Origin of the sequence: Arthrobacter sp. LjRoot78 (assembly GCF_964254335.1) — a bacterium.
GTDB lineage: Bacteria > Actinomycetota > Actinomycetes > Actinomycetales > Micrococcaceae > Arthrobacter.
Window position 1 is genome coordinate 3,336,382 of sequence record NZ_CAXUTG020000001.1, and the last position, 13,214, is coordinate 3,349,595.

Annotated in this window: 10 protein-coding genes; 4 read left to right on the forward strand and 6 right to left on the reverse strand. The window is 67.4% G+C overall.

Annotation, left to right across the window (positions count from 1 at the left end):
• Window positions 1-231 precede the first annotated feature (231 nt).
• The 4 genes from ACSQ1X_RS15535 to ACSQ1X_RS15550 all read right to left on the reverse strand — a co-directional run bounded on the left by ACSQ1X_RS15535 (window position 232) and on the right by ACSQ1X_RS15550 (window position 5,916).
• A complete protein-coding gene (locus ACSQ1X_RS15535) occupies window positions 232-2,463 on the reverse strand; it encodes a DEAD/DEAH box helicase (RefSeq protein WP_436058291.1) in 2,232 nt (743 codons plus the stop codon).
• 401 nt (window positions 2,464-2,864) lie between these two features.
• Window positions 2,865-3,518, reverse strand: coding sequence for an MOSC domain-containing protein (locus ACSQ1X_RS15540; protein WP_436058292.1), 654 nt, complete (start codon window positions 3,516-3,518; stop codon window positions 2,865-2,867).
• 68 nt (window positions 3,519-3,586) lie between these two features.
• Window positions 3,587-4,261, reverse strand: a complete 675-nt coding sequence (locus ACSQ1X_RS15545; protein ID WP_055799635.1) for a response regulator — start codon at window positions 4,259-4,261, stop codon at window positions 3,587-3,589.
• Window positions 4,258-5,916 carry a sensor histidine kinase gene (locus ACSQ1X_RS15550; protein ID WP_436058293.1) on the reverse strand — a complete coding sequence of 553 codons (1,659 nt, stop codon included), beginning with the start codon at window positions 5,914-5,916 and terminating at the stop codon, window positions 4,258-4,260. Before ACSQ1X_RS15550 ends, ACSQ1X_RS15545 begins: the two co-directional genes overlap by 4 nt.
• A gap of 174 nt (window positions 5,917-6,090) precedes the next feature.
• Between ACSQ1X_RS15550 and ACSQ1X_RS15555 the strand changes: the two genes are divergently transcribed.
• From ACSQ1X_RS15555 to ACSQ1X_RS15570, 4 genes are read left to right on the forward strand one after another with little or no spacing between them, the layout of a single operon-like run.
• A complete protein-coding gene (locus ACSQ1X_RS15555; protein WP_436058294.1) occupies window positions 6,091-6,894 on the forward strand; it encodes a Tat pathway signal protein in 804 nt (267 codons plus the stop codon).
• A gap of 2 nt (window positions 6,895-6,896) precedes the next feature.
• Window positions 6,897-8,117: a glutathionylspermidine synthase family protein gene (locus ACSQ1X_RS15560; protein WP_436058295.1), complete on the forward strand. Its 1,221-nt coding sequence runs from the start codon at window positions 6,897-6,899 to the stop codon at window positions 8,115-8,117.
• Window positions 8,114-9,598 (forward strand): APC family permease, encoded by a 1,485-nt coding sequence (locus tag ACSQ1X_RS15565; RefSeq protein ID WP_436058296.1) that lies wholly within the window; start codon window positions 8,114-8,116, stop codon window positions 9,596-9,598. The genes ACSQ1X_RS15560 and ACSQ1X_RS15565 overlap by 4 nt, the downstream gene beginning before the upstream one ends.
• 49 nt (window positions 9,599-9,647) lie before the next feature.
• On the forward strand, window positions 9,648-10,847 hold the full coding sequence (locus ACSQ1X_RS15570) for an acyl-CoA dehydrogenase family protein (protein WP_436058297.1): 1,200 nt from the start codon (window positions 9,648-9,650) through the stop codon (window positions 10,845-10,847).
• An 85-nt stretch (window positions 10,848-10,932) separates the two neighbouring features.
• Here ACSQ1X_RS15570 and ACSQ1X_RS15575 read toward each other — a convergent pair whose 3' ends face one another.
• Window positions 10,933-11,679, reverse strand: coding sequence for an SDR family oxidoreductase (locus tag ACSQ1X_RS15575; RefSeq protein WP_436058298.1), 747 nt, complete (start codon window positions 11,677-11,679; stop codon window positions 10,933-10,935).
• Entirely contained in the window at window positions 11,676-13,061 is a 1,386-nt protein-coding gene (locus ACSQ1X_RS15580) for a glycosyltransferase 87 family protein (protein ID WP_235505682.1), read from the reverse strand. The genes ACSQ1X_RS15575 and ACSQ1X_RS15580 overlap by 4 nt, the downstream gene beginning before the upstream one ends.
• Window positions 13,062-13,214 lie beyond the last annotated feature (153 nt).

Genomic DNA, 13,214 nt, shown 5'->3' on the forward strand with positions numbered 1-13,214 from the left:
TTCCGCTCCCAACAAATCGGCGGCGACACAGCTCTGCGGCGCGGATAAATCAGCGGAAAAGCGCGGAAATCCGGGCCAAAAACTGCCGCAGCGGCCTTTGCAGGGGCTCCCGGTGGCCAGCCCGCCGCTCCGATGTGATGAAGCGAACACTGGCGGAAACAGGCGGCCGGTTAAAGAAAAACGGGCCGGCTCGAAAGCCGGCCCGTTTTCAGCGCCTGGTGCTGCTAGGTCCTACCACTTGCCCTTGCGGTTGAAGTCGCGGTGTCCGCCTTCGTTGCCGTGGCGGGGCTTGCGTGCGCCGTCGCCGTGGCCGCCAAAGCGGGAGTCGCTGGCCTGGCCGCGGTTGGCGCCGCTGTCGGCGCCAACGCTGCGCTCCGAGCGGTCGCTGTAAGAGCGGCCGCCGCGGTCAGCGGAGGACCGCTCGCCGTCGGTCTTGCGGAATTCCTTCTTGAACCCGCCGCTGCCCTTGAAGTTGCCGCCGCGGTCGCCGCCGCCGGAGTAGCCGCCGCGGTCGCCGCCACGGTTGCCCTGGTAACCGCCACGCTCGCCGCCGCCGGACGGCTTGCGTCCGTTGTCCAGCTCGAGGTGGATCAGCTCGCCGCCGATCCGTGTGCGGGACAGGGCGCGCAGCTGCTCGGGGCTCAGGTCTGCCGGGAGCTCCACGAGGGAGTGGTCCGAGCGGATGTCGATGCCGCCGATTTGGGCGGAGGAGATGCCGCCTTCGTTGGCAATGGCGCCAACGATGGAACCCGGCATAACGCGCTGACGGCGTCCGACGGCGATCCGGTAGGTGGCGTTGCCCTCGGTCAGGGTGCGGGTCGGGCCGCGTGAGCCGAAGCCGTCCTTGGAGCGCTCACGCTTCTGGAACTCGGGAGCCGCGGGCAGTTCCTTGACCAGGAGCGGCTGGCCGCCCTGGGCCATGACGGCCAGTGCCGCCGCGATCTCCGAGGCAGGAACGTTGTGCTCTTCCTCGTAAGAGGAGATGAGGTCGCGGAAAGCTGCAACGTCCTCGGACTCCAGGGTCTCGGTGATGCGCTCGGCGAACTTGCCCAGGCGCAGCGTGTTCACGGTCTCGGCCGTGGGAAGGTGCATCTGCTCCACCGGCTGGCGGGTTGCCTTCTCGATGGAACGCAGCAGGTACTTCTCCCGCGGCGTCATGAACAGGATGGCGTCGCCGGACCGGCCTGCACGGCCGGTGCGGCCGATGCGGTGGACGTAGGACTCCGTGTCGTGGGGAATGTCGTAGTTGACCACGTGGCTGATGCGCTCCACGTCAAGGCCTCGGGCCGCGACGTCGGTGGCTACCAGGATGTCGATGCGGCCTTCCTTCAGCGCGTCGACAGTGCGTTCGCGCTGCTGCTGCGGAATGTCGCCGTTGATGGCGGCAGCCTGGAAGCCCCGGGCCTTCAGCTTGTCGGCCAGGTCCTCGGTGGCCATCTTGGTGCGAACGAAGGCGATGACGCCGTCGAACTCTTCAACCTCGAGGATGCGGGTCAGCGCGTCGAGCTTGTGCGGGCCCATGACCTGCAGGTACCGCTGGCGGGTGTTGGCGCCGGTGGTGGTCTTGGACTTGACCGAGATCTCGGCCGGGTTGTTCAGGTACTGCTTGGACATCCGGCGGATCTGGCTGGGCATGGTGGCCGAGAACAGCGCGACCTGACGGTCCGAAGGCGTCTGCTGGAAGATCTGCTCCACGTCTTCGGCGAAGCCCATGCGCAGCATTTCGTCGGCCTCGTCCAGTACCAGGTACTGGAGTTCGGACAGGTCCAGGGAACCCTTGGAGATGTGGTCGATCACACGGCCGGGGGTACCGACAACAACCTGGGCACCGCGGCGCAGGCCGGCGAGCTGGGGGCCGTAGGCGGAGCCGCCGTAGACGGGGAGGACCGTGAAGTCATCGATGTGCTTGGCGTAGGAGGTGAAGGCCTCGGCAACCTGGAGCGCGAGCTCGCGGGTCGGAGCGAGGACCAGGGCCTGCGTCTTGCGGGACGGACCGTTGAGGTCGTGGAGCTCGGCCAGGCGGGACAGTGCCGGTACTGCGAATGCTGCAGTCTTACCGGTTCCGGTCTGGGCCAGGCCCACGACGTCGCGGCCTTCGAGCAGCAGCGGGATGGTTGCTGCCTGGATGGGGGACGGCTTCTCGTAGCCGACGTCCTGCAGGGCGGCGAGGACGCGGCCATCGATGCCGAGGTCGGCGAAGCGGACACCTTCAGCTTCGGTGTCATCGTCGCCGCTGGCCGGATCAGCTTTGGGGGCTTCGGCCTTCGGGGCTTCGGTGGCGGGGCGTTCTTCACCGGCAGGCGCTTCGGCCTTCGGGGCTTCGGCGGCAGGCGCTTCGGCAGGTGCCGGGGCCTCGGTGAAGACGGGGGCGGAGCCAGCTACGGGAGCAGCGGTCTCGGGGGTTTCTACGGCCATCTCGGCAGTTGCTGCTTCGGCGGTGGCGTCGTTGTGATTTTCGGGCATAGGGAAGTTTTCCTCATCCATAGGGGGCCAGGCGGCACAACCCGAGGTGAGCGGAGCCGCAGTGCATGTGCCGTTTGGATGCCGGGCAAACATTGACCGGCCGGTCACGTAGAAGTCCGGCGCTTTCGCAATCCCGTGGCAGGACTTCCCGCTGCATCTCTTGGCTGCTATCCCAGCAGTCTGTACAGCGTTTTCTTTAGCCGGCTCTCCCTATGAAAATGCCCGCATCGCTTGTGCGGGCCCCAACACTTGCCAGTCCTGCCTCAAAAATTGGGCAGGAATAAGGGATTTCCGGAGTGGGGGATGTTTCAAGTGTAAGGCATGGTTCCGCGTTGCACTAACCCGCCAGCCGCCCAAGGGCGGTGACGTTGCGCACACGGGCTGCGCGGGGCCCGGCGGAACTAGACGCCAAGGCGCCGCTGAAGCTTCTCGAATTCCTCGTGGTATTCCGGCTGCAGGCGGATCTCCCCGTCGGCATCTGCATCACGCAGCGCTTCTACATCCTCGATGGTGGGCTCGCTGAACCACTTGCCGATGGTGACGCCGTGCTTGGGAACGAACAGCCGGTGGATGTGGTCCCCGGCCCGGATGGTCCCCGGCTTAATGACCCGGAGGTAAGTGCCCACCCGGCCCGCCTCGGTAAAACGCTTCACCCACTGGGGTTCGTCCATGCGGCGCTGGAACGTGGCGCAGGGAACGCGGGGAGATGTAACTTCGACCTCGACGTCGAGGCCGATCTGCCACCGTTCGCCGATCACCGCGGTGGTGGTCCCGATGCCGGCAACGCGCAGGTTCTCGCCGAACACCCCCGGCAGGAGCTCTCGTTGCAGCTCCCCCACCCAGTAGTCGGCGTCATCCTGTGAATAGGCATACAGCGCCTGGTCCACGCCGCCGTGGTGGATGCGGCTCGCCTGGATGTCCCCGTGGAGTCCGAGCTTGTGCACCTTGACCGGGCCGTCGACGGCACGTTTGTCGATGGCCGTGACGCCCACGCTCCCCTCATCACGCAGGAGCTGGTGTACCCGGCAGACGGCAAGCACAGATGCGGTGTCCATGGCTACAGTCTAGGTTCTTCCGTCCGGATTGCCGCGGACGCTTCCTGCCACCCTCCGGCGCTTTGGCGTCAGGGATCGAAGCGGTACCCCATCCCGGCCTCCGTGTGCAGGTGGCGCGGCCTCGCCGGGTCCTGCTCCAGTTTGCGCCGCAGCTGTGCCAGGTAGACGCGAAGGTACTGGGTTTCCTTCGCGTACGCCTGCCCCCACACCTGGGTGAGCAGCTGCTGCTGGCTGACCAGCTTCCCGGCATTGCGGACCAAGAGCTCGAGGATATTCCACTCCGTGGGCGTGAGCCGGACTTCCTGCCCGTCCCGGACCACTTTCCGGGCGGCGAGGTCCACCACGAAGTCCGCCGTCTCCACCGTGGGCGCTTCGCGCTGCGCCGGCGAGCGCCGGGAAGCGGCCCGCAGCCGCGCCAGGAGCTCGTCGAGGCCGAACGGCTTGGTCACGTAGTCGTCCGCCCCGGCGTCGAGCGCTTCCACTTTGTCCTCCGAGGCGTGGCGGGCGGACAGCACAATGACGGGCACGGAGCTCCACCCCCGGATCCCCCGGATGACGTCCACACCGTCCATATCCGGCAGCCCGAGGTCCAGGACCACGATGTCCACCGGGTGCTGGGCGGCCAGTTTCAGTCCGTCCGCGCCGAGGCCCGCGGTGATGGCCTGGTAGCCGTGGGCGCGGAGGTTGATCTGCATGGCCCGGGCCAGCTGGGCTTCGTCTTCGATGATCAGTACCAGGGTCACGGCATCGGACCTTCCCACAGCGGCAGGGTGACCACCATGGTCAGCCCGCCGCCCGGCGTCGGCTCCGCTGCCAGGGTTCCTCCCATGGCTTCGCTGAAGCCGTTGGCAACAGCAAGGCCCAGTCCGATCCCCACGTTACGGCCACTGCCGGTGCGCTGGTAATCGTTGAGCCGCTGGAACGGCTGGAACATGTCCATGACGGCGGCCGTGGCCACCCCTGAGCCGTGGTCCACCACGCGGAACTCGCTGGCCGGCCTGCCGGCCAGCGCGATCCCCTCCCCCGCACGGGCTGTCAGCACCACATCGGCCTCCGGCGCGTATTTGAGCGCGTTCTCCACCAGGTTCGCCACCACGCGCTCCAACATCCCGGCATCGGCTTCCACACGAGGGAGGTTGGGCGGCAGTTCCACCCGGATGCGTGCCGCGGGCAGCCCCCTCAGCGCATCCGGCAGGACGTCCGTCCAGCCCAGTCCGCGCAGGAGCGGGTTGACCGAATCAGCCGTAATCCTGGACATGTCCAGCAGGTTGCCGATCAGGTGGTCCAGACGGTCGGCCGAGTCCTCGATGGTGGCGAGCAGCTCGCGTTCGTCTTCCGGGGAAAACTTCACATCCTCCTGGCGAAGGCTGCTGACCGCCAGCTTGATTCCGGCCAGCGGGGTGCGGAGGTCGTGGCTGACGGCCCGAAGGATGGATGTGCGCATCTTGTTGCCCTCGGACAGCCGCTGGTTGTCCTCCATGCTCGCCACGAGTTGCCGCCGTTCCAGGATGGCCACCAGGAACGCCCCGAAGGCGGCCAGCATCCGCTGGTGCTGGCCGGTAAAGGGCTGACCGGCCGGCGGCCCGCCGTTGATCAGCAGCGTGTATCGGGAATCGACGACGACGGCGTGGTGGGCGGCCGCGCGGGTCACCGGCGGGGTGGTCCCGGCGCTGGCAAGCACTGTCCCGCCGGCGTTGCTTTCCGTCCCTCGTCCAGGACCGCGGCCGACGGCGGATCCCGTACCCCGGGCGCCGCCCGGGGTACGGGAGCCACCCGGTGCGCTTCCCGCCACCAGGGTGACTGCATCTACTCCCAACCGGCTGCGGACCTTCTCGAGGAACGTCTCCAGGCTGCCGTCGGAACTGAGGATCCGCAGGGAGAGCTCGCTCAGTGCCGTGGCTTCGGCCCCGGAACGCGCGGCTTCCTGCGCCCGGCGGCTCGCCAGGCCCACGGCAAGGGCCACACTGCAGGCCACCGCCAGGAACACCAGGAGGGTGAACAGGGTGGAGGGATCGGCAATGGACAGCGAACCCACCGGATCGGCGGAGAAGTAATTGAGGAGCGTTGTGCCCAGGACCGCCGCCACGACGGCGGGCCAGAATCCCCCGATCGCAGCCACCGCCACGGCGACCGCAAGGTGGAGCAACATGATGATGGCGAAGTTCCGATATCCCGCGAGCGTCACCAGGACTTCCACGGCAGGCGGCAGCACCGCCGCAAGCACGATGCCGATGAGGAAACGGCTCCGCCCGATTCCCTGGAGCGCGGAGCGCGCCCTCCCGGAACCTGCCGTCCCCGAACGTACTGTCCGCGCACGTACTGTCCGCGCACCTGGCGTCCCGGAACCGCCAGGGCCGGATCGGGCGGCGCCACCGCGGGCGGATTCAACTGCTGCCATGGCTCCATCTTGGCATGGGCAGCTCTCCCCCGTTTTCCGTTAACAGCGCCTCGGTCCAGGCACTAGGCTGACTTCAGGATTTACACAGCTGTGTCTTGCCGGGACGGCCTTCCCGCACGTGCTTCTACGCCCGTGGCCGGTCACAGATTGAGCATGGACAACCGAGGGGGACCCATGGAACCGCAGGACCCGAACCAGGATCCTTCAAAGGATCCGAAGAACACCCGTTCCGGTCAACAGGGCGGCACGCCGGAAGGGACCCCCGGTCCGGAAGGCTCCACGCCAGGCTGGATGACCGCGCCCGGGGATTTCACGCCGCAGCCGCACGATCCCGCCACCGGGCAACTACCGCCCTGGCAGGTGCCCAAACCAGAGCTTCGACCGGAACTGCTCAACGGTTCCGCGGCGGGCGGCCGGACTGCCGATGCAGGGAAGCCGGACGCCGGGAAAAAGGCCGGGCGGCGGCAAAAGGGCGCGGCTGCAGGGCAGGGTCCCGTGTCAGGACCGGGTATGCCCGGAGCGCCGGGCACCGGTCCGGGCCCTGTGATCGACCCCTTCGAACACGAACGCGAGCGGGAAGCAGCGGCACGTAAGAAGCGCTCGCAACGCCGTACCGTCGTCGTCGGCCTCGGCGTCACTGCCCTGCTGGCAGGCACCATCACCGCCATTGTGGCCAGCAACGAGGCGGAGGCCGACTACGCGCAGGTCTGCTTCAACGACGAAACCGGCGAGCGCGTGGATGACGCCCAGTGCGACAACAGCAGCAGCGCCGGCCGGAGCTCCGCCATCTACGCCTGGTACTTCTACTCCCGCGGCTCCAGCGTCCCGGCCGTCGGGCAGAACCGCTCGCAGTACCCCAGCTTCACGAAGACCGCTCCGCAGGGGGCGAAAACGTCCAAGGGCTACAGCACCAAGGGCGGCACGGTCAGCAGGGGCGGCTTCGGCAGCAGCTCCAAGGGCGGAAGTACGGGAGGCTAGGCATGAAGAGACTGAGTGCAACCCCCAGGCCCGACTGGAAACAGAAGATCGAGGAACAGGGGCTCGTCTTTTCCACCACCACCATGCCGGACGGCAAGAAGATCGAGTACTGGAACGAATCGGCCTACTACGAATTCACCATGGACGAGGTGGAAACCCTCGAAAAGACGGCCGAGGATATGCACCTGATGTGCCTTGAGGCGGCCAAGTACCTTGCAACCGGAGCCATGGGCAACATCGGGATCGGACCGCAGGCGCTGGAGCTGGCCGCTGAATCCCTGCAGGCCGGGGACATGGACATCTACGGCCGGTTCGATTTCGTCTACGACGGTCACGGCGGCCCGGCCAAGATGCTGGAGTACAACGCGGACACCCCCACTGGGCTGATCGAGGCTTCGGTGGCGCAGTGGTTCTGGCTGCAGGACGTGTTCCCGGAGAAGGACCAATGGAACGGCATCCATGAAGCCCTGATCCGGCAGTGGAAGAAGCTCCAGTACCGCACCGGCATGAGCACCCTGCACATTGCGCACTCGGAAGCGGAGCAGTCCGGCGAGGACTGGATGACGGCGGCCTACATGCGCGACGTCGCGGGCCAGGGCGGCTGGACCACCATCGGCATCAACATGTCCGACATCGGCTGGGACCCCAACCTGAACCGCTTTGTGGACCTGGACAACTTCATGATCAGCACCATCTTCAAGCTGTATCCGTGGGAGCTGATGATGAAGGAGCCCTTCGGCCAGCGGCTGCTCCAGCGCGCCCACAATCCGCGCTGGGTGGAGCCGGCGTGGAAGATGCTGCTGTCCAACAAGGCGCTCCTGGCAGCGCTGTGGCACCTGTACCCGGAGCACCCGAACCTCCTCCCGGCGTACCTGAACGAGCCCGGACCGCTGAAGGAATGGGTGGCGAAGCCCCTGCACGGCCGCGAGGGGGACAACATCAAGATCCACGCGGCCGGCATCAACATGGAACAGCCGGGCGGCTACGGGCGCGAAGGCTGGTGCTACCAGCAGTTCCACTCGCTGCCCGATTTCGACGGCAACCACCCCGTCCTGGGGCTGTGGGTGGTGGATGGCGAGTCCGTGGGCTGCGGCATCTGCGAATCCGACGGCCCCATCACCGATTACTTCTGCCGGTTCGTCCCCAACACGATCGACGCCCCGGCCCCTCTTTCAGTCCAGGCCGCCTCGGCCTCCTCCAGCAAAGCAGGTATCGCACTATGAGCACAGGGAACTCGACGGCGGGAGTTCCGTCCAAGGGGCTGCGTGCCGGCATCCTGGACCTGGGCGACTCCGTCATGCTGGGCCTGGCTTCCACCGCTCCTGTCTATTCGCTGGCCGCCACGCTGGGCCTGATCGTCGCAGTGAACGGCAACTACACGCCGCTGATCCTGCTCCTGGGCTTTGTGCCGGTGCTCTTCATCGCCTACGCCTTCCGGGAACTCAACAGCGCCATGCCGGACTGCGGCACCACCTTCATCTGGGCCCGCCGGACGTTCGGCCCGTGGGCCGGCTGGCTGGGCGGCTGGGGCGTTGCCCTGGCCGGCATCGTGGTGCTCGCCAACCTGGCCCAGGTGGCCGGGCAGTACCTGTGGCTGCTGATCGGCGACGGTTCGCTGGCGGAAAACGACCTGCTGGTGACGGCCACGGGCGTAGTGTTCATCATTTTCATGACACTGGTGAACTACCGCGGCATCCGGCTTGGCGAGCATGTCCAGCGGGTCCTGACGTACGTGCAGTATGTCTCGCTGGGCATATTTGGCCTGGCCATCGTGTTCCGGATCGCCGGCGGGGCGCCGGAGGGCCAGGCTTTCAACATCGAGTGGTTCAACCCAGCAGGCGCCTTTGCCGACCCCGGCGCAGTGGTGCACGGCGCCCTCCTGGCACTCTTCATCTACTGGGGCTGGGACACCTGCCTGGCCGTGAACGAGGAAACCGAGAATCCGGCGACGACGCCCGGCCGCGGCGCCGTCATCTCGGCCGTCGTCCTTATGGCGATCTACGTCTCGGTGGCGCTGCTGGTGATGATGTATGCCACGGTGGGCACGGACGGCATCGGCCTGGGCAACGCCGAGAACCAGGACGACGTCTTCCTCGCAATGAAGGACGTTGTGCTGGGGCCCTGGGGCTGGCTGATCGTGGTGGCGGTACTGGCGTCGGTGCTGTCCTCGACCCAGACCACCATCCTGCCCACCGCCCGCGGCACGCTGTCCATGGGCGTCCACGGCGCCCTGCCGGCCAAGTTCGGCGAGGTCCACCCGCGCAACCAGACGCCGGGGTTCTCCACGCAGGTGATGGGGGCTGCCGCCGTCGTGTATTACGTGGCCATGAGCTTCCTCAGCCAGAACCTGCTCTCCGACTCGATCAGCGCCATCAGCCTGTTCATCGCGTTCTACTACGCGCTGACCGGCTTCGCGTGCTTCTGGTTCTTCCGCGGGACGCTGCGCGATTCCGCCCGCAACCTGTGGTTCCGGGGCCTCCTGCCGCTGCTTGGCGCCCTGATGCTGACCGCCGCGTTCTTCACCTCCGCCGTCCAGATGTGGGATCCCTCGTACGGCGACACGGAGATCTTCGGCGTGGGCGGTGCCTTCGTCAGCGGCGTGGTGCTGCTGGCCTTGGGCGTCGTGCTGGCCGTGGTGTGCCGCTTCGCCCCTGCCACCCGGGACTACTTCCTGGCGAAGCGGCCGGCGACCAGCAGACTCTAGCCGCCGCGGGATGAAGCCCCGCGAAAGGCGGAAGCCGTAGGATGCTCCAATGAGCAACGCCGCTGACCTGCCCTCTGTTTCGGACACCTCCGATGTCCTCGCCCTGGACGCCCTGCTGACCGCTGAAGAACTGGCGGTCCGTGAGCGGATCCGCGATTTCACGGAGCAACGGATCAAGCCGGACATTGCCCGCTGGTACGACGACGCCGTCTTTCCGCTCGACCTTGCCCCCGAACTGGGCGAGCTGGGCGTGCTCGGCATGCATCTGCAGGGTTACCGCTGCCCGGGCCGCTCCGCGGTCGAGTACGGTCTGGCCGCCATGGAGCTGGAGGCCGGGGACTCCGGGATCCGCACCTTCGTCTCGGTCCAGGGATCCCTTGCCATGACGGCCATCCACCGCTGGGGGTCAGAGGACCAGAAGCAGGAATGGCTCCCCCGGATGGCAGCCGGCGAGGTGATCGGCTGCTTCGCCCTGACCGAACCTTCGGCGGGCTCGGATCCTTCCTCAATGACCACCGTCGCACGCCGCGACGGTTCCGGGGACGACGCCGGCTGGGTGCTCGACGGCGCCAAGCGCTGGATCGGGCTCGCGTCCGTTGCCGGCGTGATGGTGGTCTGGGCCATGACCGACGACGGCGTCCGCGGCTTCCTGGTCCCGGCCGGAACACCCGGGGTCACCGCGACGCCGATCGGCCGGAAGCTTTCGATGCGCGCCTCGATCCAGTGCGACGTGATGTTCGACGGCGTGCGGCTGGGACCCGAGGCCCTGCTGCCGGGTGCCCGCGGCCTCAGCGGCCCCTTCACCTGCCTTAACGAGGCGCGGTACGGGATTGCCTGGGGTGCGATGGGGGCTGCCCGCGATTCCTACGAAGCCGCGCTCAAGTACTCGCAGGACCGGCTCCAGTTCGGCAGGCCGCTGGCCGGCTACCAGCTCACCCAGGAGAAGCTGGTGAACATGCTCGTGGAGATCCAGAAAGGCACCCTGCTGGCACTCCATCTGGGCCGGCTGAAGGACGCCGGCAGGCTGAAGCCGGAACAGATCTCCCTCGGCAAGCTGAACAATGTCCGCGAGGCGTTGGCCATTGCCCGGGAGGCCCGCTCCATCCTGGGAGGCAACGGGATCACGCTGGACTACTCGCCGCTGCGGCACGCCGCCAACCTCGAGTCGGTGCGGACCTACGAGGGCACGGACGAGGTCCACACGCTGATCCTGGGCCAGCACATCACCGGCATCGGCGCCTTCCGCTAGGTCTCTCCCAACTGGCTCGCAGTTAACGTCGCGAAAAGCCCGTTTGACGACGTTAACTGCGAGCCAGTTGGGCTGACGCGGGAACCTAGGCCGAGAAGCCGCCGTCGGACTTGATCAGCTGCCCGGACACCCAGCGGCCCTCGGGCGAGAGCAGGAACGCCACCGTTCCCGCCACATCCGCAGGGGTTCCGAGCCGCCCGCCGGGCTGGCGCCGGGTGAGGTCCTCGCGTACCTGTTGGTCCATCCAGCCGGTGTCCACCGGGCCGGGATTCAGCACGTTTGCCGTGATGCCCAGCGGGCCCAGCTCCCGTGCCGCGGCAATGACGGTCCGGTCCAGCGCGCCCTTGGATGCGCCGTACGGCAGGTTGAACGCTGTGTGGTCACTGGTCAGCGCCACGATCGCGCCCCCGTCGTGCGCCGCCTGCCGGGCGAAGGCGGCGATCAGCTGCCAGCTGGCCCGGGTGTTCACGGCGAAGTGCCGTTCCCAGCTTGCCAGGGTGGTGTCCAGGATGCCTGAGTCCACGGACTCGGCGTGGCTGAGCACCAGCCCCTGCAATGTGCCGGCTTGCTCTGCCACTGACTCCATGAGCCGGTCCACGGCCTGTGGATCCTCCAGGTCCGCCGGGAGCGCAAGGACGCGGGCGCCGGTTGCTTCCAGCTCCGCTGCGAGGCGTTCGACGTCGTCCGGCTGGACTCCCCAGGGCATCCGGGAGTCGTAGTCGTGCCAGTACGTCAGCACCAGGTCCCAGCCGTCGGCGGCCAGGTGCCTGGCGATGCCGGCACCGATTCCGGCCAGGCGGCCGACGCCTGTGACCATTGCCGTCCGGTTCATGCAGGCACGTCAGCCAGCGAGCCACGCCGGAGCACCACGAGCCAGCAGGCCAGGATGGCCACCGCGCAGAAGACGCCGGCGCTGGAGGCCATCAGCCAGGGCTCGGGCACCTGGAAGTCCAGGTTCTCCGCGCCCAAGGCCTCGCCGATGCTTTTGGGCGAGAAGAAGAACACGATAATGGATGCCCCGAGCACGCCGCCCATGACCCAGCGGGTTGCCCGGTGGCGGTACGGTGTCTCGCGGAGGGTCCATGCGAAGGCCGGAAGCACGGCTGCCATCCAGACCCAATGGTGGGACCAGGAGACAGGGCTGATGAGGAGCATGGTGAGGGCCGTCGCGGAAATGGCCACCACGCGGGCGCCCTGCTCGCTGGCAACCTTGATCACCATGGCACCCATGCCCGTCACCAGAATGCTCAGCAGCAGCCAGGGGACGGTGACGCCGGCTTCAGGAACACCGAAATGCAGCAGCGCGCCCTTGATGGAGAGGTTGTCCACATAGCCCGCCCCGCCGATCCTGGACGTGTCCGGGAGGATTTCCAGCCAGAACGTGATCGATTCCGCCGGGCGGACCAGCCAGCCCAGCAGCACGGTGAACGCGAACCCGCCGGCCATGTTGAAAAGTCCGCGCCAGTCCTTGCGCACCAGGAAGTACAGCCCGAAGACCAGGGGTGTCAGCTTGATGCCGGCGGCCATGCCCACGAGGAAGCCGCGGCCCGGAAGACCCTGGTTCCAGCGCTGGTTCCCGGCCAGGAGGTCGGCGGCCATGAGCCCCATGAGCAGGATGTTGATCTGGCCGAACGCCAGTGTCTCGCGCCAGGGGCCCAGGTTGATGACGGCGAGCAGCAGGATGACGGCGCCCCACCGGTTGCGGGTTGCCTTGAACCCGGCGCCCCCGAAGGTGCTGCGCCAGTCCTGCTTGGCGCTCCAGTACCGCACACCGCGCACGGCGACCCACACTGCCACGGCCACCCCGGCGGCGTTGAAGAGCATCAGGGCGGATTCCTCCGGCAGCCTGGCCAGCAGGCCGAACAGCAGCGCGGCGAACGGCGGGTACGTGAACGGCAGTTCCGGGCCTCCGGCCCAGCCCACAGTCCTGCTGTACAGGTTCGACGGCGCCTGGCCGGCTTCGTTGAGGATCTTGCCGCCGTGCCAGTAAACGCTGAAGTCCAGGCCCTGCTCACCCCAGGCATCAAGCCTTGAGGACATAAAGACGGCGGTAGCCAGGATGGCCAGCAACGTCACCAGCTCGCCGGAGATGCCCAGCGCCAGCCGGCCGCGGTACCTGGCCCCGGCAGTTCTGGGTGCGGCAGTCATCGGTGCGGCGGTCCTCAGCGCGGTGGTTCCCTTGCCGGCGTCGTTTTCGGCGTCGAGCAGTGCCATCCCGTGTCCCCAAACGTTTGTACCTGCAGAGCGGCGCCAGTGTAGGCGCGTTAGCGCGTATCGCGATGTTGTGCCGGCTGACTCGCGCCGGATCAGGCGCGTCCTCCCCACATCCTACTGATGCAGCGGGCCCGTCCCCTGTTACGCAACCCC

Bases quoted from the DNA above. Each gene is read 5' to 3' on its own strand.
- ACSQ1X_RS15535 (WP_436058291.1), bottom strand. From the start codon at position 2,463: ATGCCCGAAAATCACAACGACGCCACCGCCGAAGCAGCAACTGCCGAG.
- ACSQ1X_RS15540 (WP_436058292.1), bottom strand. From the start codon at position 3,518: ATGGACACCGCATCTGTGCTTGCCGTCTGCCGGGTACACCAGCTCCTG.
- ACSQ1X_RS15550 (WP_436058293.1), bottom strand. From the start codon at position 5,916: ATGGCAGCAGTTGAATCCGCCCGCGGTGGCGCCGCCCGATCCGGCCCT.
- ACSQ1X_RS15555 (WP_436058294.1), top strand. From the start codon at position 6,091: ATGGAACCGCAGGACCCGAACCAGGATCCTTCAAAGGATCCGAAGAAC.
- ACSQ1X_RS15560 (WP_436058295.1), top strand. From the start codon at position 6,897: ATGAAGAGACTGAGTGCAACCCCCAGGCCCGACTGGAAACAGAAGATC.
- ACSQ1X_RS15565 (WP_436058296.1), top strand. From the start codon at position 8,114: ATGAGCACAGGGAACTCGACGGCGGGAGTTCCGTCCAAGGGGCTGCGT.
- ACSQ1X_RS15570 (WP_436058297.1), top strand. From the start codon at position 9,648: ATGAGCAACGCCGCTGACCTGCCCTCTGTTTCGGACACCTCCGATGTC.
- ACSQ1X_RS15575 (WP_436058298.1), bottom strand. From the start codon at position 11,679: ATGAACCGGACGGCAATGGTCACAGGCGTCGGCCGCCTGGCCGGAATC.
- ACSQ1X_RS15580 (WP_235505682.1), bottom strand. From the start codon at position 13,061: ATGGCACTGCTCGACGCCGAAAACGACGCCGGCAAGGGAACCACCGCG.